At 64.1% G+C, this 19,057-nt stretch carries 21 protein-coding genes; 10 read left to right on the top strand and 11 right to left on the bottom strand.

The features are described from left to right. The first annotated feature begins 128 nt into the window (after positions 1–128). From XI06_RS16500 to XI06_RS16490, 3 genes are all read left to right on the top strand, one after another. Complete coding sequence (locus XI06_RS16500) at positions 129–512, top strand: carboxymuconolactone decarboxylase family protein (RefSeq protein ID WP_254098972.1); 384 nt, start codon at positions 129–131, stop codon at positions 510–512. A gap of 147 nt (positions 513–659) precedes the next feature. Further along, a complete protein-coding gene (locus XI06_RS16495; protein ID WP_237863916.1) occupies positions 660–1,568 on the top strand; it encodes an NAD(P)-dependent oxidoreductase in 909 nt (302 codons plus the stop codon). 139 nt (positions 1,569–1,707) lie between these two features. Next, positions 1,708–2,151: a tannase/feruloyl esterase family alpha/beta hydrolase gene (locus tag XI06_RS16490; protein WP_271605893.1), complete on the top strand. Its 444-nt coding sequence runs from the start codon at positions 1,708–1,710 to the stop codon at positions 2,149–2,151. Positions 2,152–2,191: 40 nt separating this feature from the next. On the opposite strand, the gene lysA is transcribed toward XI06_RS16490, so the two are convergent. The 3 genes from lysA to argH form a co-directional block, all read right to left on the bottom strand. Then, positions 2,192–3,457: a diaminopimelate decarboxylase gene (lysA, locus tag XI06_RS16485; RefSeq protein WP_271605892.1), complete on the bottom strand. Its 1,266-nt coding sequence runs from the start codon at positions 3,455–3,457 to the stop codon at positions 2,192–2,194. A 23-nt stretch (positions 3,458–3,480) separates the two neighbouring features. After that, positions 3,481–3,771, bottom strand: coding sequence for an LPS translocon maturation chaperone LptM (lptM, locus tag XI06_RS16480; RefSeq protein WP_271605891.1), 291 nt, complete (start codon positions 3,769–3,771; stop codon positions 3,481–3,483). Positions 3,772–3,864: 93 nt separating this feature from the next. Continuing rightward, entirely contained in the window at positions 3,865–5,262 is a 1,398-nt protein-coding gene (gene argH / locus XI06_RS16475) for an argininosuccinate lyase (protein ID WP_271605890.1), read from the bottom strand. A gap of 101 nt (positions 5,263–5,363) precedes the next feature. Between argH and tlpA the strand changes: the two genes are divergently transcribed. Then, entirely contained in the window at positions 5,364–6,029 is a 666-nt protein-coding gene (gene tlpA / locus XI06_RS16470; protein ID WP_271605889.1) for a thiol:disulfide interchange protein TlpA, read from the top strand. On the opposite strand, the gene XI06_RS16465 is transcribed toward tlpA, so the two are convergent. The 6 genes from XI06_RS16465 to XI06_RS16440 form a co-directional block, all read right to left on the bottom strand. Continuing rightward, the gene (locus XI06_RS16465; RefSeq protein WP_237863921.1) at positions 6,026–6,220 is read right to left on the bottom strand and encodes a putative motility protein; all 195 of its coding nucleotides are present in this window, start codon (positions 6,218–6,220) and stop codon (positions 6,026–6,028) included. The genes tlpA and XI06_RS16465 overlap by 4 nt on opposite strands. 71 nt (positions 6,221–6,291) lie before the next feature. Next, positions 6,292–7,173, bottom strand: coding sequence for a 3-hydroxybutyryl-CoA dehydrogenase (locus tag XI06_RS16460; RefSeq protein ID WP_237863922.1), 882 nt, complete (start codon positions 7,171–7,173; stop codon positions 6,292–6,294). Between the two features lie 193 nt (positions 7,174–7,366). Continuing rightward, positions 7,367–8,317 (bottom strand): electron transfer flavoprotein subunit alpha/FixB family protein, encoded by a 951-nt coding sequence (locus XI06_RS16455; protein ID WP_237863923.1) that lies wholly within the window; start codon positions 8,315–8,317, stop codon positions 7,367–7,369. Then, the gene (locus XI06_RS16450) at positions 8,317–9,066 is read right to left on the bottom strand and encodes an electron transfer flavoprotein subunit beta/FixA family protein (protein WP_237863924.1); all 750 of its coding nucleotides are present in this window, start codon (positions 9,064–9,066) and stop codon (positions 8,317–8,319) included. Before XI06_RS16450 ends, XI06_RS16455 begins: the two co-directional genes overlap by 1 nt. 126 nt (positions 9,067–9,192) lie before the next feature. Then, positions 9,193–9,765 (bottom strand): cob(I)yrinic acid a,c-diamide adenosyltransferase, encoded by a 573-nt coding sequence (locus XI06_RS16445; protein WP_237863925.1) that lies wholly within the window; start codon positions 9,763–9,765, stop codon positions 9,193–9,195. Positions 9,766–9,853: 88 nt separating this feature from the next. Next, positions 9,854–10,048, bottom strand: coding sequence for a twin transmembrane helix small protein (locus tag XI06_RS16440; protein WP_057746671.1), 195 nt, complete (start codon positions 10,046–10,048; stop codon positions 9,854–9,856). A gap of 197 nt (positions 10,049–10,245) precedes the next feature. Here XI06_RS16440 and XI06_RS16435 point away from each other — a divergent pair, with 197 nt between their 5' ends. Continuing rightward, entirely contained in the window at positions 10,246–11,139 is an 894-nt protein-coding gene (locus XI06_RS16435; protein ID WP_237863926.1) for a YihY/virulence factor BrkB family protein, read from the top strand. On the opposite strand, the gene XI06_RS16430 is transcribed toward XI06_RS16435, so the two are convergent. Both XI06_RS16430 and gluQRS read right to left on the bottom strand, forming a co-directional pair. Further along, positions 11,066–12,334 carry an ATP-binding protein gene (locus XI06_RS16430; RefSeq protein WP_271605888.1) on the bottom strand — a complete coding sequence of 423 codons (1,269 nt, stop codon included), beginning with the start codon at positions 12,332–12,334 and terminating at the stop codon, positions 11,066–11,068. The genes XI06_RS16435 and XI06_RS16430 overlap by 74 nt on opposite strands. A 105-nt stretch (positions 12,335–12,439) precedes the next feature. Next, a complete protein-coding gene (gluQRS, locus tag XI06_RS16425; RefSeq protein WP_271605887.1) occupies positions 12,440–13,312 on the bottom strand; it encodes a tRNA glutamyl-Q(34) synthetase GluQRS in 873 nt (290 codons plus the stop codon). A gap of 86 nt (positions 13,313–13,398) precedes the next feature. Here gluQRS and XI06_RS16420 point away from each other — a divergent pair, with 86 nt between their 5' ends. The 5 genes from XI06_RS16420 (at position 13,399) to XI06_RS16400 (ending at position 18,960) form a co-directional block, all read left to right on the top strand. Further along, positions 13,399–14,139, top strand: coding sequence for a DNA-3-methyladenine glycosylase family protein (locus XI06_RS16420; RefSeq protein ID WP_237870921.1), 741 nt, complete (start codon positions 13,399–13,401; stop codon positions 14,137–14,139). Continuing rightward, positions 14,136–15,221 (top strand): DUF2855 family protein, encoded by a 1,086-nt coding sequence (locus tag XI06_RS16415; RefSeq protein WP_271605886.1) that lies wholly within the window; start codon positions 14,136–14,138, stop codon positions 15,219–15,221. The genes XI06_RS16420 and XI06_RS16415 overlap by 4 nt, the downstream gene beginning before the upstream one ends. Positions 15,222–15,298: 77 nt before the next feature. Further along, positions 15,299–17,074 (top strand): flavin-containing monooxygenase, encoded by a 1,776-nt coding sequence (locus XI06_RS16410; RefSeq protein WP_271605885.1) that lies wholly within the window; start codon positions 15,299–15,301, stop codon positions 17,072–17,074. Positions 17,075–17,210: 136 nt separating this feature from the next. Further along, complete coding sequence (locus tag XI06_RS16405; RefSeq protein WP_237863932.1) at positions 17,211–18,188, top strand: peptidyl-alpha-hydroxyglycine alpha-amidating lyase family protein; 978 nt, start codon at positions 17,211–17,213, stop codon at positions 18,186–18,188. Between the two features lie 214 nt (positions 18,189–18,402). Continuing rightward, a complete protein-coding gene (locus XI06_RS16400) occupies positions 18,403–18,960 on the top strand; it encodes an HNH endonuclease (protein WP_028134115.1) in 558 nt (185 codons plus the stop codon). Positions 18,961–19,057 lie beyond the last annotated feature (97 nt).

Genomic DNA, 19,057 nt, shown 5'->3' with positions numbered 1-19,057 from the left:
GCATCCGTTCCTGTACGGGAGACACCCCTTTTCCTGCATAACACGAGGACGTGACTGGCCCGGCGCAACCCCGTAATTTCCGCGGCGCCATCCCAAGAGGAATACCCAAGGGGAATAAAGGAAACACCATGGACAAGAAGATGCATGACAAGGGCCTGGAAGTCCGCAAAGCGGTGCTGGGCGAGGCCTATGTCAACAACGCGCTCAAGAACGTCGACGACTTCAACCGTCCGTTCCAGGAGATGCTCAACGAATATTGCTGGGGCACGGTGTGGGGCCGCGAGGAGCTGCCGCGCAAGACCCGCAGCATGCTCAACATCGCGATGATCGCGATTCTCAACCGCCAGCACGAATTCCGCGCGCACTTGAAAGGCGCGCTCACCAACGGCGTCACCCGCGACGAGATCCGCGAGATCCTGATGCAGGTCGCGATCTATGGCGGCATGCCGGCCGCCGTCGACAGCTTCCGCATCGCGCGCGAGGTGTTCGCGGAGATCGATGGGAAGACGTGAGGGGGTACGCCGATCTCCGCTGTCGTCCCGGACAAGCGAAGCCTCGGCAACGCGTAGCGTTGTCCAGGGCGTAGCGCCGATCCGGGACGACACCGAGGATGAAATGGGCACTCTCACAACACCGAAAAGAAACAAAAAGGAAACACCATGGACATTGGATTTATCGGCCTCGGCAACATGGGCTTCCCGATGGCGCGGCGGCTGATCGAGGCCGGGCACAAGCTCGTCGTGTTCGACACTCGCAGAGAAGCCGTCGACCAGCTTGTCGCACGCGGCGCGACTGCTGCGACGTCGCCGAAGGATGTCGCCGACAAGGTCGAGACCGTGATGGCGAGCCTGCCATCGCTCAAGGCTTCGCTCGAGGTCGCCACCGGCGCGAACGGCGTGATCGAAGGGAGCCGTGCCAAACGCTTCATCGACCTCTCGACGGTCGGCTCGCAAATGGCTGTGAAGATTCACGGCCTGCTCGCACAACGCAACATCGTGCAGATCGACTGCCCGGTGTCGGGCGGCGTCGGCGGCGCCGAGAAGGGCACGCTGGCGGTGATGGTGTCGGGGCCAAAGGCTGAGTTCGAGCTGCTCAGGCCGGCACTCGACGTGATCGGAAAGGTGTTCTTCATCGGCGAGAAGCCGGGCGCGGCGCAGACCATGAAGCTCGCCAACAATTTCCTCTCGGCCACCGCCATCGTGGCGACGTCGGAAGCCGTGGTGATGGGCGTGAAGGCCGGACTCGATCCCGCCGTGATGATCGACGTCATCAATGCGGGCTCAGGCATGAACACTGCGAGCCGCGACAAGTTTCCGCGCTCGGTGCTGCCGCGCAGCTTCGACTTCGGCTTCGCGACCGGGCTGATGGTGAAGGACGTGCGGCTGGCGCTGGAGGAGATGAAGCAGCTGGGCCTGTCGATGGAGGTCGCGGACGCGGTCGGACGCCTCTGGGAGACCGTGATATCAGCGGAAGGTGCCGAGTCCGATTTCACCGCGGCGATCAAGCCGATCGAGAAGAAGGCGGGCGTGGTGGTCGGTGGGAAGGGCGGCGGCCTGGCTGGGAAATAACTCACTCCCAGCCTGCATCTCCGCAACCGGTACGCGAGAGCGTCGATCAACTCGCGACACGATGCTTCATCCTTGAGTTGCAATCTTTGTGCGCTATCCTGTCCTCACTAGAAGCCTGCAAAAAATCAGGGAGGACGGAATGAAGCGTCATCGACACTTACTTGTCGGTGCGACCACGGCCCTGTTTGCCTGTGTCGCACTCGGCACCTCGCCCGCCATGGCGACGGCGTGCACCAATCTTCGATCCCTACAATTCCAGCACACGGTGATCAATTCGGCTGACGACAACGCGACGGGCACCTTTGTCCCCCCGGGCGGGAGCCCGATCACCGGCCTTCCCGCGTTCGATGCGCTGTTGCCGCTGGTCAAATGGGTCGAGGGTGGCACGGCGCCGGATACGATCCTCGCCACGAAATACGTGGCCGATACGCCGCCGACGGTGCAAATGACCCGGCCGCTTTGCGTCTTCCCGAAGGTCGCGAAGTACAACGGCAGCGGCGACACCAACAACGCTGCGAACTTCACCTGTGTCGCCGACGAGAACGACTTCAATCAGAAGCCGGCTCCGAAATACGGGCCGTGACGCATACGCGACGTCGGCGAGCTTGAGCTCGCCGGCGTCCTCACAGCCACGGCGCTGGCGTGTCCATCGCAATCAGCTGTTCGACCTCGATGCGCGGGCGCACGACCGCGTATTGATCGCCCTTGACCAGCACCTCCGGTACCAGCGGCCGCGTGTTGTAGGTGCCCGCCTGCACGGCGCCATAGGCGCCTGCGGTCATGATGGCGATGAGGTCGCCGGGCTTCGGCGTCGACAGCGTGCGATCGAGCGCGAGATAGTCACCGGTCTCGCAGACCGGACCGACGACGTCGGCCATGATGGTCGCCGCGCCCTTGGCCGGCTGCATCACCGGCAGGATGTCGTGATACGCCTCGTACAGCGTCGGGCGGATGAGGTCGTTCATGGCGGCGTCGATGATGACGAAATTCTTGCCGTCGCCGTGCTTCACATAGATCACCTTGGCGACGAGGATGCCGGCATTGCCGACGATCATGCGGCCCGGCTCGAACATCAGCGTGCAGCCGAGATTGTGGCTGACGCGCTTGACCATGGCGGCATAGGCATCGGGCGCCGGCGGCGCTTCGCGGTCCATGTAGTAGGGAATGCCGAGCCCGCCGCCGAAATCGACGTGGCTGATATTGTGGCCGTCGGCGCGCAATGTCTGCACGAATTCGGAGAGAATGCGGAACGCGGTCTCCATCTTGGAAAGGTCGGTGATCTGGCTGCCGATATGCACGTCGGTGCCCGTGACCGCGATGCCGGGCAGCTTGGCGGCGCGCGCGTAGACCTCGCGGGCGTGAACGATCGGAATGCCGAACTTGTTCTCGGACTTGCCGGTCGAGATCTTGGCATGCGTGCCGGCATCGACATCGGGATTGACGCGCACGGAGATGCGCGCGGTCTTGCCCATCTCGGTTGCGAGGCGCGAGAGCAATTCGAGCTCGGGCTCGGATTCAACGTTGAGGCAGAGGATGTCCGCGGCGAGCGCTGCGCGCAGCTCGGTCTCCGTCTTGCCGACGCCGGAAAACACGATCTTGTTGGCGGGGATACCGGCCGCGAGCGCGCGCTTCAGCTCGCCGCCGGAGACGACGTCGGCGCCGGCGCCAAGCTTGGCCAGCGTGCGCAGCACCGACTGGTTGGAGTTCGCCTTCATGGCGTAGCAGACCAGCACCTTCTCGCCGGCAAAGGCTTCAGTGAAGACGCGGTAGTGCCGCTCCAGCGTCGCGGTCGAATAGCAATAGAACGGCGTGCCGACGGTCGCGGCCAGCTCGGACAGGTTCACGGCCTCGGCGTGCAGCACGCCGTTGCGGTAGTCGAAATGGTTCATGGCGTTGGCTCAGTTGCCCCAGCCTATCGGCTGGGCTTTTCGTCCAGGAGCGGGTCGAGGATAAACGGTTTCTTCCTGCCCTTGGTCGCCGCCGGCGGCGCGTCCGCGCCATAGGTCGGATTGAACACGCTCGGCGTCTTCTGGGCTTCGGTCTCGGTGTCACCAGGCGCGGCAACGTTGGCCGTGGACGCGCTGGAGGCGGTGGGCGGCAGGTCGAGCGGGCCTCTGCGGCCACAGCCGGCGAGCGCAAGCGCCGTCAGGCTAAGGACAATGATGGCCCACCCCGAGCCGGCCGGGCGAAACTTTGACGTCACGACGAAATCCCCACGATGCGGCCGCACCATACAGAGGTTGGCCCCCGCTGGCGAGTGCCGGAAGGCCACGGAAGATCGGCGAAATTTCGGCCCTCAGCCCAATTTTCGCTCTTTTTCCAGCCGCTTGGCCCAGGCCTTGGCCTGCGCCGTCACGTTCTTCGGCGCGGTGCCACCGTAGCTGGTGCGGCTCTTGACCGACGATTCGACCGAGAGCACGCCGAGCACGTCCTTGGTGATCCTGGGCTCGATCGCCTGCATCTCCTTCAGCGGCAGCTCATGCAGCGCCGCGCCGCCCTCGGCCGCCTTGGCGACGATGCGGCCGGTGACGTGGTGGGCCTCGCGGAACGGCATTTTCAGCGTTCGCACCAGCCAGTCGGCGAGATCGGTGGCCGTGGCATAGCCCTCCCCTGCAGCAAGCCTCATCTTGGCCTCGTCAGGCACGAGGTCGCGGACCATGCCGGTCATGGCGCGGATCGCCAGCGACAGCGCGGCAAAGCCTTCCATGGCGCCCTGTTTGTCCTCCTGCATGTCCTTTTGATAGGCGAGCGGCAGGCCCTTCATCACAATCAGGAGGCCGTTGAGCGCCCCGATGACGCGGCCGGTCTTGGCCCGCACGAGTTCCGCGGCATCAGGGTTGCGCTTCTGCGGCATGATCGAGGAGCCGGTGGTGAACTTGTCGCTGAGGCGGATCATGCCGACCAGCGGCGAGGTCCAGATCACGATTTCCTCGGCAAAGCGCGACATGTGCACGGCGCAGATCGAGGCCGCCGACAAGGTCTCCAGCACGAAGTCGCGGTCGGAGACAGCGTCGAGCGAGTTCGCCATCGGACGATCGAAGGCCAGCGCCTTTGCGGTGGCGTGCCGGTCGATCGGGAACGAGGTGCCGGCGAGCGCGGCGGCGCCGAGCGGGGATTCATTGAGCCGCTTGCGCGCATCCTGGAAACGGCCGCGATCACGCGCGGCCATCTCGACATAAGCAAGCAGGTGATGGCCGAAAGTGACGGGCTGCGCGGTCTGCAGATGGGTGAAGCCGGGCATCACGGTTCCGGCGTGCTCCAGCGCGCGCTCCACCAGCGCCTGCTGGAACGCGGCAAGCGACGCATCGGTCTCGTCGACGATGTCGCGGACATAGAGACGGAAGTCGGTCGCGACCTGGTCGTTGCGGGAGCGCGCGGTGTGCAGTCGGCCGGCGGCGGGCCCGATCAGCTCCGACAGACGGCTCTCGACATTCATATGAATGTCCTCGAGCGCGCGCTTGAACTCGAAGCCGCCCTTGCCGATCTCTGACAAAATCGTGTCTAGACCCTTGCCGATATTTTTCGCATCAGAGGCCGTGATGATGCCGTTCGCGGCCAACATCGCGGCGTGGGCCTTGGACGCGGCAATGTCCTGGGCGTAGAGGTGACGATCGACGTCGATGGAGACGTTGATCTCTTCCATGATCTCATCGGGACGCTCCGAGAACCGGCCGCCCCACATCTTGTTGCTCATGATCCCCTGCTCACGCCTTGCTTTGCCGCATGTTTGCTGGCCGAGGCCAGCCGTATTAAGAGGCCCCTGATAGCCATATCTGCGACCGGATGACAAACGATATGCTCGACCAGAAGCCCTCCGCCACGCGCCGGATCCCCATCGTCATCGCCACCGTGGTGGTCGGTGGGCTCGCCGGCTTCGCCGCGCTGTATGGGCTCGGCCTGAACCGGGCTCCGTCAGGCGATCCGGCCTGCAAGGCCGCTGTCGCCACAGCCCAGAAGATCGCCCCGCTCGCCCATGGCGAGGTGGCCGCGCTGACCATGGCGAGCGCCCCCCTGAAGCTGCCGGACCTCACCTTCGAGGACGCCGACGGCAAGCCGAGGAAGCTGTCGGATTTCCGCGGCAAGACCCTGCTGGTGAACCTCTGGGCTACCTGGTGCGTGCCCTGCCGGAAAGAGATGCCAGCGCTGGACCAGCTCCAGGCCAAGCTGTCGGGCCCTGACTTCGAGGTGGTAGCGATCAATATCGACACCCGCGACCCCGAGAAGCCGAAGAATTTCCTGAAAGACGCCAATCTGACCAGGCTCGGCTATTTCACCGACCAGAAAGCCAAGGTTTTCCAAGATCTTAAGGCGATAGGCCGGGCCTTGGGCATGCCGACCTCGGTGCTGGTCGATCCGCAAGGCTGCGAGATCGCGACGATCGCGGGTCCGGCGGAATGGGCGAGCGACGACGCGCTCAAGCTGCTTCGGGCCGCGTTAGGTCCGGCTGCCGCGTCGCTTTAGGCACTGACGTTGAGGTTGCCACCGACGCCGGGGCCGACATTGGCAAGGGATGGCTGACCGGCACCCAGCAGCGTCAGGACGGTGGATTTCTCCATGTCCATGTTCTGCTTCGTCAGCGTCGCCGCGATATTCGACTGCAGCGCGCCCTGCTGAGAGGCCAGCATGGTGCTGACCATCGCCATCATGTCCATTACGCGAACCCTTGTACCGGCCGCAGCCTAGGCGCGAGGGGTTAACGCAACATGAATTGTCACAAGATGGATTAGCGGGTCGGAACCGGCTTGGCCCCGCGGTAGTCGTAGAAGCCGCGCTGGGTCTTGCGACCGAGCCAGCCGGCTTCGACGTATTTCACCAGCAGCGGGCACGGCCGGTACTTCGAGTCAGCGAGGCCCTCGTGCAGCACCTGCATGATCGAAAGGCAGGTATCGAGACCGATGAAATCGGCGAGCTCGAGCGGGCCCATTGGATGGTGGGCGCCGAGTTTCATCGCCGCGTCGATCGCCTCGACATTGCCGACGCCTTCATACAGCGTGTAGATCGCCTCGTTGATCATCGGCAGCAGGATGCGGTTGACGATGAAGGCCGGGAAATCCTCGGAGACCGCGACCTGCTTGCCGAGCTTGGCGACGAATTCCTTGGAGGCCTCGAAGGTGGAATCATCGGTGGCGATGCCGCGGATCAGCTCCACCAGCTCCATCAGCGGCACCGGATTCATGAAGTGAATGCCGATGAAGCGCTCGGGCCGGTCGGTCGCGGCGGCAAGGCGGGTGATCGAGATCGAGGACGTGTCGGAGGCGACGATCGCCTCCGGCTTCAGAATCGCGCAAAGTTCGTGGAAGATCTTGCGCTTGACCTCTTCCTTCTCGACCGCGGTCTCGATCACAAGATCGCAGTCGGCGAGGTCGTCCAGCTTCTCGGCCAGCGAGATGCGCGCCATCGCCTTGGTCTTGTCGTCCTCGGTGACCCCCTTCTTGGAGACCTGGCGCGCCAGATTGCCATTGATGGTGGCCATGCCTGATTTCAGGCGGTCGGCCGAGACATCGTTGAGCACCACATCGAAACCGGCCAGGGCCGCGACATGCGCGATGCCGTTGCCCATCTGACCCGCGCCGATCACGCCGACCTTCTTGATCACTGCCGCCATAATGTCATCCACCGGAACGGCGCGCATATCGCGCCCTGCCTAATCCCCTGAGCCGGGAGGATCGATTTAATCAGAACCTTGGCCCGAAACCTAGATTGGATCGCTTCGAAGGCGTGCCCCACGCCAAAGAAAACGGCTCAGAAATGAAACACCGGCCGGAGTTTATACCTCCGGCCGGTGTTTTTATCGCGTTTTACTTGCCGAGCTTGCCGAGTTCGTCGGTCAGCTCCGGAACCGCTTGGTAGAGGTCGGCGACCAGACCGTAATCGGCCACCTGGAAGATCGGCGCGTCCTCGTCCTTGTTGATCGCGACGATCACCTTGGAGTCCTTCATGCCGGCCAGATGCTGGATGGCACCGGAAATGCCCACCGCGACGTAGAGCTCGGGGGCCACGACCTTGCCGGTCTGGCCGACCTGCCAGTCGTTCGGCGCATAGCCGGCATCGACCGCCGCACGGGAGGCACCGACACCGGCCCCTAACTTGTCGGCGAGCGGCTCGATGTACTTGGCGAAGTTCTCGCGGCTCTGCATGGCCCGACCGCCGGAAACGATGATCTTGGCCGAGGTCAGCTCCGGACGGTCGCTCTTGGCGACTTCCTCGCCGACAAAGGTCGACAGGCCCGGATCCGCCGCCGCCGCAACGCTCTCGACCGGCGCGCTGCCGCCGCTGGCTGCCGCCGCGAAGGTCGAGGTACGGACCGTGATGACCTTCTTGGCGTCCTTCGACTTCACCGTCTGGATGGCGTTGCCGGCATAGATCGGACGCTCATAGGTGTCGGGGGCGACCACCTTGGTGATCTCCGAGACCTGCATGACGTCGAGCAGGGCTGCGACGCGCGGCATCACGTTCTTGAAGCGCGAGGTCGCGGGCGCGACGATCGCGTCATAGGACGGGGCCAGCGAGACGATCAGTGCCGCAAGCGGCTCGGCGAGATCGTGCGCGTAGGCTTCGCCTTCGGCGACCAGCACCTTGGCGACACCAGCGAGCTTCGAGGCGGCCTCGGCCGCAGCCTTAGTGCCCTGCCCGCCACCGGCGACCAGCACGTGGACGTCGCCGCCGAGCTGGGAAGCCGCGGTCAGCGCCTTGTTGGTGGAGTCCTTGAGGACCTCGTGTTCGTGTTCAGCAATCAACAGCGCAGTCATCAGAGCACCCCGGCTTCGTTCTTGAGCTTCGACACCAGCTCGGCGACGTCCTTCACCTTGACGCCGGCCTTGCGGCCCGCGGGCTCGGCCGTCTTCAGAACTTCGAGGCGCGCAGTGACGTCGACGCCGTAATCGGCGACGGTCTTCTCCGCGATCGGCTTCTTCTTGGCCTTCATGATGTTGGGCAGCGAAGCGTAACGCGGCTCGTTGAGACGCAGATCGGTGGTGACGATCGCCGGCCCCTTGAGCTTGACGGTCTGCAAGCCGCCGTCGACCTCGCGGGTGACCTTGAAGTCGGAGCCTTCGACCTCGAGCTTCGAGGCGAAGGTTGCCTGCGACCAGCCCAGCAGCGCGGCCAGCATCTGACCGGTCTGGTTGCTGTCGTCGTCGATCGCCTGCTTGCCGAGGATGATCAGGCCGGGCTGCTCTTCGTCAGCAACCTTCTTGAGGATCTTTGCGACAGCGAGCGGCTCAACGATGCCTTCGGCCTTCACCAGGATGCCGCGGTCGGCGCCCATGGCGAGGCCCGTGCGGATCGTCTCCGACGCCTGCGCAGGTCCTATGGAGACCACCACGACTTCGGTCGCCTTGCCGGCTTCCTTCAGGCGCAGCGCTTCCTCGACCGCGATTTCGTCGAAGGGGTTCATCGACATCTTGACGTTGGCGAGTTCAACGCCCGATCCATCGCCCTTGACGCGGACCTTGACGTTGTAATCGACCACCCGCTTTACCGGCACTAAGACCTTCATCGATCCTCTTTCACTCAATTTGGGAGGGGGATTATTCAACTGGCGCGGAACCTAAAGGCCTGATCCGGCCCGGTCAACGCGCGAAGGGGCCTAATTTTAGCCCCCTGAAATGCTGATCTCAATGGGTCAGCGATTCTGGCCCGGAACCCAGAGCACGTCGCCGGCACCATCATGGTTAGCGGCGCGGCTGGCCACGAACAAGAAGTCCGACAGGCGATTCATATACTGGATGCCAGCCGTGCCGACGGGTTCGCCGGGCTGGGCGGCCAGTTCCACCATCACGCGTTCCGCCCTGCGGCAAATCGTGCGCGCGACATGGAGGTAGGCGGCGGCCGGCGTGCCGCCCGGGAGCACGAAAGAAGTGAGCGGCGCAAGCTTGTCGTTGATCGCGTCGATGTCATGCTCGAGCCGCTCGACCTGGCTCGCCACTACCCGCAGTCGCTCCGCCTTGCCTTCACGCTCGGGTACCGCGAGATCGGCGCCGAGATCGAACAAATCATTCTGGATGCGGCCGAGCATGGCATCGAGCTCCGGCGCATCCCTGGTGTGAAGGCGTACCACGCCGATCGCGGCATTGGTCTCATCGACCGTGCCATAGGCTGCGATGCGCAGATCATATTTCGGACGGCGCTCGCCGGTTCCGAGCGCTGTCGTGCCGTCGTCACCAGTCTTCGTATAGATGCGGTTGAGCACGACCATGAAAGTGTCCTTGTTCTTAGGGCAAGATCCAGCCGGAAAACCGCTTCACACTTTTCGCAAACGCGGCCCTTCGGGTCCGGATCATGCCCTATCGCCCCATCGCCCAGACCGCGACCATGGCGATCACGATCGCGATGAACTGCAGCAGCACGCGCCAACGCATCAATTTCTGCGAGGTGTTGGGCGAGCCGCCACGCATCATGTTGACGAGGCCGAGCAGCAGCACCACCGCCACGGCGGCCACGGCGATCGGCAGAATGAAAGTACTCAGGAGAGATGCCATTTGGGGGTGATAACACCGTGTGCGGCGCTCCGCCATGGCGTTCCAAATCTGGCTTTTGATCCCATAATGTCAGAAGCTGGCCGAATGATTTCCGATTTGCTCGCATGGTCCGTCCTCCTCGCGTCTCCCCGCTTGCGGGGAGAGGCGCGAATCCGGGCCGCTCGCGAAGTGAGAGCAAACTTGCTCTGGGGCACACCGTGAAAGTCATCCGCACGATCTATGTCATCGTGGAAGACGCCTTCTACACGTTCCTGGCCGACGACGGCTGGGCGATCTCGAGCCATATCGCACTGTCGACGCTGATGGCGCTATTCCCGTTCCTGATCGTGCTGACTTCGCTCGCCGGCTTCTTCGGCTCCAAGGAGCTTGCCGACCAGGCAGCCGGGCTGATGCTCGAAGTCTGGCCGAAGCAAGTGGCCGATTCCCTGTCGGGAGAGATCCACGACGTGCTGACCACGACCCGCACGGGGGTGCTGACCATCGGCGCGGTGCTGTCGGTCTATTTCGCCTCCAACGGCGTCGAGGCGCTCAGGGTCGCGCTCAACCGGGCCTATGCGGTGGTGGAGATGCGGCGCTGGTATTGGCTGCGGCTGGAATCGATCGGCTACACGCTGGTTGCGGCCTTCACGGCGCTCGCGATGGCGTTCCTGATCGTGCTTGGCCCGCTCTTCATCGAGGCGGCGCGGCGGCACATTCCACTGTTCGTCGAGTCAAACGAAAGTATTCTCACCTGGCTGCGTTACGGCATCACCATAGGCGCGCTGGTGGTGGCACTGGTCATCCTGCATGCCTGGCTGCCGGCGGGCCGACGCAGCTTTTTCCAGATCCTGCCCGGCATCGTCTTCACCATCGTTGCCTCGCTGATCTCGGGCATCGTGTTCGGCCAATATCTGGCGCGCTTCGCCAATAATTACGTCACGATGTATGCGGGGCTCGCCTCGGTAATCATCGCGCTGGTGTTTCTGTATTTCATTGCCGCGATCTTCGTCTTCGGCGGCGAGCTCAACGCCGCGATCATCAAGTCGCGACTTCCTCACGGCGTGTCGCTTCAAGCAGCGCAGTCGCTAAAGCCCGCGGGGACACAGGCTTGACCAGGAAGGCGTCGGCGCCGGCCTCGCGCGAGGCCGCCTCGTCCTCGCCACGACCGGACACGCCGATGATCGGGATCCGAGCCAGCGGCGCCTGCATTGTGCGGATACGCCTGATGGCCTCGACGCCGTCGATGCCCGGCAACACCATGTCCATCAGCACCGCATCGAAGCCACCCTGCGCGAGCCGGCTCACTGCATCCTCACCGCGCCCGATGAACTCGGCATGATGGCCGAGCTCGGTCAGGATCGTGTTGAGCACGACGCGGCCGAATGGATTGTCCTCGACGCTGAGCACGCGCAGCGCCGCCAGCGGCTCCGCTTCGCCGCCTTCCGTCTTGCGTGCCTTGGCCGGCCCCGCCGCATCGAGCGTGACGGTCAGGGTGAAGGTGGCGCCGCCGCCACGCCGCGGTGCCACCGTGATGTCGCCGCCCATCGCACGCGCCAGTTGCTTGACCGAAGACAGACCGAGCCCGGCGCCGCCGAAGCGCGAGGCGATGGTGACATTGGCCTGGGTGAACGGGCGGAACAGCCGTTTGATCTCGGCCATGGTCAGGCCGATGCCGCTGTCGGACACCGAGAAGGCGACGCCGACCCGGCGCTTGTCCTTGGCTTTGCCGCTCGCTTTGCCCTTGACGGGCCGCCAAGGCGTGGCCGAGATGGCCACAGCGCCCTGCTCGGTGAATTTGACTGCATTGTCGATCAGGTTCTCGAGTGCGGCGCGGAGGCGAACGGAATCGCCGACCACGAGGCCCGGGAGCTTGTCCGAGATGTCGACCTCGGCCTGAAGACCCTTGGCGGCGGCGCGACCAGCGAGCGAATCGCCGGTGCTGCGCGCGAGCGCGCGCAAATCAAACAGATCCTGCCGTAGCGTGCCGCTCTTGCCGGCGCCCTTGCCGGTCTTGGCGGCATCGACGAACAGCGTAGCGAGGTTAGCCAGATGCTCGGCACCGGCCTTGATGGTGTCGGCCCAACGCCGCTCCCGCTCGCCAAGATCGGAGGTCGAAAGCAAATCGCTGATCGCCAGAATGCCGGTCAGGGGCGTGCGGACCTCGTGGGCAAAGGCTGCAAGCGCCGCCTGAATCACGTCGGGCGCAACGGTGCTGCGCTCGCGCACTTTGCCGACCGCCCCGGCCCGCTTCCGAGGCGGCTGCCTGGACTTTCGCGTGGTGCGCGCTGCGCGCGTTTTCGCCGCCATAAATCCCCTTCGAAGTATCCTCTTCGAACCCCCGGGCTCAAAAGCGACCATGGCACGGCGGCCACCCCGGAGTCACGGCGCTGCTGTGCTAACCCCCAGAGAAACTTAGCCTAATCCCACGGTCGTGCGGATGGCGGCGGGCGAGATACCGGCCGCACGCAACTCCCGGAGGCCGGTCGAGCGGTCCGATTTCGACAGCTTCCGGCCATCCGTGCCGCGAATCAGGCCGTGATGCCGATAGATGGGTTCGGTCAGGCCGAGCAGAGCCTGAAGCAGTCGGTGAACCGAGGTGGCGTGAAACAGGTCCTGGCCACGCACGATCTCGGTCACGTCCTGGAGCGCGTCGTCGACCACCACAGACAGATGATAGCTGGTCGGCGTCTCCTTACGGGCCAGGATGACGTCGCCCCATGCCTCAGGTCGCGCGGCGACCAGGCCACGCTCGCCGTCGGGCCCCTCACCCAACTCGTTCCAGGTCAGACCGGAGACCTGCCGGCAGGCCGCCGCCATGTCGAGGCGCAAGGCGTAAGGCGCGCCGGAGGCAATCAGGCGCGATCGCTCGCTGGCCGGCAGCGAATTCGCGTCGCCAGGATAGAGCGGCGCACCGTCGGGATCGCGCGGCCACGGCCCATTCGCCTCACGGGCGGCGACCAGCTTTGCGATCTCGGCTCGGCTCTCAAAAGCTGGATAGACGAGACCGAGTGCGGAGAGTTTTTCCAGCGCGGCGCGATAGTCGGCGAGACGCTCCGATTGCCGCCGCACCGGCGTTTCCCATGCGATCCCGAGCCAGGCGAGGTCTTCGTAGATCGCAGCCTCGAATTCCGGCCGGCAGCGCGTCGCGTCGATGTCTTCGATCCGCAGCAACAGCCGCCCGCCGGTTTCGCGCACGCGGTCGAAATTGAGCAGCGCAGAATAAGCGTGGCCGAGATGCAAAAGGCCGTTCGGGCTGGGGGCAAATCGGAAAACGGGTGGCGGCATCTGGCAAGATCTCGTCATGGCCAAGACTCTGTTACGATAGGAGATGGATGCGCGGGTCAAGCCCGTGCGTGACAAGTAGAGCGCCAATGACCATCCACCTCGAAACCCAGTCCGACCTCGAAGAAGCCGTTCACACGCTGGTCAAGCGCGATCCACGCCTCAAGCCTGTGCTGGAAATCGCAGGCATGCCGGCGTTGCGGCGGCGCGAGCCGGGCTTTGCGGGGCTTGCGCATATCGTTTGCGGACAGCAATTGTCGACCGCGAGCGCCGCCGCGATCTGGGGACGGCTGTCTGCGGCCTTCGATCCGTTCGACCATGAGGCGGTGCGCCGCGCCCGCACCGACCGGCTGGGACGGCTCGGACTATCAGCGGCCAAGATCAAGACGCTGAAACATCTGGCGCGCGAGATCGTCGCCGAGCGGCTGAACCTCGACGTGCTCGCCGAGGAAGACGCCGATGCCGCGCATCACACGCTGGTCTCGCTGCCGGGCATCGGACCGTGGACCGCCGACGTCTATCTCTTGTTTTGCCTCGGCCATGGCGATGCCTGGCCCGCCGGCGACCTCGCCGTGCAGGAGGGAATCAGGATCGGCCTCGGCCTGAAGGCGCGGCCGACGGAAAAGCAGATGGCGCCGCTCGCCGAACCCTGGCGTCCGCTGCGTGGCGCCGCCGCACATCTGTGGTGGAGCTACTACCGCGCGATGAAGAACCGCGAGGGCGTCATCGCCGGCGGAGCGAACGCCGTTTCAAACAATGTTGCTGTTGCAAAGCGCGCAGCCGTAAAGGAGAAGATGCCGGCACGGAAGAAGCCGGGACCTTCACCATGACATCGACCGACTTCGTCGTCGCACGCAACGATCTCGCGCAATGCAAGCTGATCGAGACCACCCTTCCCGATGCAGCACTCCTGCCCGCAGATGCGCTCCTGGTGAAGGTCGAGCGCTTCGCGTTCACCGCCAACAACATCACCTATGCCGTGATGGGCGACGAGCTGAAATATTGGCAGATCTTTCCGGCGCCGCAGGGATTTGGCAACATCCCGGTGTGGGGGTTCGGCGAGGTTATCGGCTCGCGACATCCGGATGTCGCCGTGGGCGAGCGGCTGTTCGGCTATTTCCCGATGGCGACGCATCTCGTCATCGAAGCCGCAGATGTCAGCAAGCGCGCACTTCGTGACGGCACCGCGCACCGCAGCCAAGTCGCGCCGGTCTATAATCTCTATTCCCGTGTCACCGGCGATCCCGCTTTCGCCGGACATCAGGGTGATCTTCAGGCACTGCTGCGGCCGCTGTTCATGTTGTCGTTCCTGGTCGACGACTTCCTCGCCGAGAACGACGATTTCGGTGCACGCAGCGTGCTGCTGTCGAGCGCGTCGAGCAAGACCGCGTTTGGGCTCGCTCATCTCCTGCACAGCCGTGGCCGCAACGTGATCGGGCTGACCTCAGCGAACAATGTCGGTTTCGTCCGCTCGCTGCCCTGCTACGACGCGGTGGTGACCTACGATCGAATCCATTCGTTGCCACCGGAAAATCCGGTCGCTTTCGTCGACATGGCCGGCAGCAGTGCGTTGCGGGCCGGACTGCACAGGCATTTCGGCCATCAGATGGCTTGCTCGGTGCGTGTCGGTCTGACGCATCGCGCGACCGACGCCGACGAAGGCGTCTTGCCCGGCGCAAAGCCGCGCTGGTTCTTCGCGCCCGACCACATCCGCAAGCGCGCTAAGGATTGGGGTCCTGGCGGAATCGAGCAACGATTTGGCGTGGCGTGGTCGGGGTTCACCCCGATGTTGGAGAGCAGCCTCCGCGTGGTCGAGAGCCGCGGCCCCGAAGCAGTGCAGCGCATTTATCTCGACACGCTCAAGGGGAGCATTCCGCCTGAGCAGGGGCATATGCTTTCCCTGCTCGGGTAAAGCGCTTTTGACACCGGTCGAACCAGTATAGCGTCCACCTCAGAGGAAACGCCGCGAAGACGGCCACGAGGTCGCGCATGCTGGATCGCACGAAGGATATGGCCGTGTCCGCGCAAGCCTGGCTCGATGAATTCGAGCGCGCGCTGGGCCAGCCCGATCGCGCCGCGCTCGACCGTCTCTTCCTCGCTGACTGCTTTTGGCGCGACGTGCTGGCGCTAAGCTGGAACCTGCAAACGCTCGCCGGTCGCGATGGGATCGTACGGGCGCTGGCCGCACTTTCACTCAACGCGGCGCCGCGCAGTTTCAAGATCGCGCCAAACCGCGCAGCGCCGCGCTGGGTGACGCGCGCCGGCACCAACACTATCGAGACCATCTTCAGTTTCGAGACCGCGCTCGGCCGCGGCAGCGGCGTCCTGCGGCTCGTGCCCGATATCGCCGACGGCGACCGGCTGAAGGCGTGGACACTGCTCACCGCGCTCGAGGAGCTCAAAGGATTCGAGGAACAGCTCGGCACCTCGCGGCCGCGAGGACAAGCCTATTCGCGCGATTTCCGCGGACCGAACTGGCTCGATCAGCGCAACGCCTCGCGCGACTATGCCGATCGCGAGCCAGTCGCGCTGGTGGTCGGCGGCGGCCAGGCCGGGCTTGCGATCGCCGCGCGGCTGAAGCAGTTGCAGATCGACACGCTGATCGTCGATCGCGGGGCGCGGATCGGCGATACCTGGAGGAAGCGCTATCACGCGCTGACCCTGCACAATCAGGTGCAGGTCAATCACATGCCCTATATGCCGTTTCCGCCGAGCTGGCCGACCTACATCCCCAAGGACAAGCTCGCGAACTGGTTCGAGGCTTATGTCGATGCCATGGAGCTCAACTTCTGGACCGGCGCTGAGTTCGAGGGCGGCGCCTATGATGAGGCCGGGGATCACTGGACGGTGACGCTGCGCCGCGCCGACGGCAGCGAGCGCACCATGCACCCGCGCCACGTGATCATGGCGACCGGCGTCAGCGGCATCGCCAACATCCCTGACATTCCGACGCTCGATCGTTTCAAGGGCACGCTACTGCATTCGAGCCGCTATGAAGACGGCGAGAACTGGACAGGCAAGCGCGCCATCGTCATCGGCACCGGCAACAGCGGCCATGACATCGCGCAGGATCTCTATTCCAGCGGCGCTGAGGTGACACTGGTGCAGCGATCGCCGACGCTGGTCACCAATATCGAGCCGTCGGCGCAACTGGCCTACGCGACCTACAATGACGGCACGCTGGAGGACAACGATCTGATCGCCGCGTCAATGCCGACGCCGCTGGCGAAAAAGACCCATGTGATGCTGACCGAGCAGTCGAAGGAGCTCGACAAGGACCTGCTCGACGGCCTTCGCCGCGTCGGCTTCAAGCTCGACTTCGGCGAGGGCGGCACCGGCTGGCAGTTCAAGTACCTGACCCGCGGCGGCGGCTATTATTTCAACGTCGGCTGCTCCAACCTGATCGTCGAAGGCGCGATCAAGCTGAAGCAGTTCGAGGACATCGAGAGCTTCACGGAAGGCGGCGCGCAGATGAAGGACGGCTCGGCCGTCGCAGCCGATCTGATCGTGCTCTCCACCGGCTACAAGCCGCAGGAATACCTGGTGCGAAAGCTGTTCGGCGATGGCGTCGCCGACCGCATCGGCCCGGTCTGGGGCTTTGGCGACGGCTTTGAGCTGCGCAACATGTATGCGCGCACGAAGCAGCCCGGCCTGTGGTTCATCGCCGGTAGCCTGGCGCAATGCCGGATCAACTCGAAATTCCTCGCGCTCCAGATCAAGGCGATCGAGGAACGGATTTTGGGACGTGAGGTGGGGACAGCTTAGGCCCATTCGTCATTGCGAGCGCAGCGAGGCGATCCAGCATCTTTCCGCGGAGACAGTCTGGATCTCTTCGCTGCGCTCGCAATGACGATGTGGGTACAGAAAAGCGCAACAGAGACAACTGAAGGAAGGGCCACCCATGCCAGCCATTCTCGGCACCGGCGAGCACCGCTACCGCGTCGTCGAAAACTTTGCGAAACTTCCCGATGGCTGGCAGCTGAGTGACGTCGCTTCGGTCGCGGTCGACAGCAAGGACCACGTCTACGTCTTCAACCGCGGCGAACATCCGATGGTGGTGCTCGACCGCGAAGGCAATTTCCTGCGCAGCTTTGGCGAAGGCCTGTTCTCGCGCGCGCATGGCCTGCATATCGATGCCGACGACAATCTCTACTGCACCGACGACGGCGACCACACCGTGCGCAAATGCACCACCGACGGCAAGGTGCTGCTGACGATCGGTATCCCCAAAAAGCCGGCGCCCTTCATGAGCGGCGAGCCGTTCCACCGCTGCACCCACACCGCGCTGTCGCCGAAAGGCGAGATCTACGTCTCCGACGGCTACGGCAATGCGCGGGTGCACAAATATACGCCGGACGGCAAGCTGATGAAGAGCTGGGGTGAGCCCGGCACCGACCCCGGCCAGTTCAACATCGTGCACAATATTGCGACCGACGCCGACGGCTGGGTCTATGTCGCCGACCGCGAGAACCATCGCGTGCAGGTGTTCGATGGCGAGGGCAAATACGAGACGCAATGGAACAATCTGCATCGACCCTGTGCGCTGTGCTGTTGCGGCGGGCGCAAGAGCCCGACCTTCGTGATCGGCGAGCTCGGCCCCGGCCTCGACGTCAACCGCCATGTTCCCAATCTCGGCCCGCGGCTCTCGATCGTCGACGCCAAGGGAAGGCGCATCGCGCGGCTCGGCGGCGAGAAAGGCCCGGGCGTTTCCAGCGGGAAGTTCTTGGCGCCGCACGGCCTCGCACTTGATTCGAGAGGCGACATCTACCTCGGCGAAGTCGGCGTCACCAATTGGAAGGCCAGCTTTGGAGACCAAGACATGCCCGCAGAGGTGCGCGCGACGCGGTGCTTGCAGAAGCTGGAAAGGGTGTCGGAGTAACTGCTGCCGCAAAGCCCAACAGAAGGCCTGTTCCGCGCCGGCTCCCTGCCGCCCCCCGTGCCAAAATCGCGGCGTTTCTGGGCGTTTGCCACCCTGCCGCCGCATTGCATGCGCCTGAATAAGTCGCTCAACGGGCTTCACAATCCCGTCACGCTGCATGTAGTATGTCAGTACATGCTGCTTCGCAGCGTATATTGGAGGCCGGGAGCGTTACTTGAACGCACATGTCTCGCAAGGCAGTTGGCCGGTGCTGGTCCTGAACGCGGACTTCCGGCCGCTGAGTTACTACCCACTGTCTCTGTGGTCGTGGCAGGACGCGATCAAGGCGGTGTTCCTCGACCGCGTCAATATCGTAGCGCATTACGACCAGGCGGTTCACAGTCCCACGCTGCAAATGCAGCTGCCGAGCGTGGTTTCGCTCAAATCCTTCGTCAAGCCGACCACGCATCCCGCCTTCACCCGGTTCAACGTCTTCTTGCGCGATCGTTTCGCCTGCCAATATTGCGGTTCGCCGGAAGACCTCACCTTCGATCACATCATCCCGCGCAGCAAAGGCGGCCAGACCACCTGGGAGAACGTGGTCGCGGCGTGCTCGCCCTGTAATTTGCGCAAGGGCAATCTCACGCCGGCTCAGGCAAAGATGTTTCCGCGCCAGAACGCGTTCGCACCGACCGTGCACCAGCTCCACCGCAACGGTCGCCTGTTCCCGCCGAACTATCTGCACGACAGCTGGCTGGACTACCTCTACTGGGATACGGAGCTGGATCCGTAGGGCTTGCGCCGCCTCTGTGATGCACCTCATAAGAGCGTCAAAACACACATAAGTGCGTCACGTTTTGCGGCTTGATCTAGTCAAAACATCACCATCG

Origin of the sequence: Bradyrhizobium sp. CCBAU 11434 (genome assembly GCF_028128895.1) — a bacterium.
GTDB classification, from domain to species: domain Bacteria; phylum Pseudomonadota; class Alphaproteobacteria; order Rhizobiales; family Xanthobacteraceae; genus Bradyrhizobium; species Bradyrhizobium zhengyangense.
Note: the sequence above shows the minus strand (reverse complement) of the source record. Positions and strands in the feature narration are given on the sequence as shown.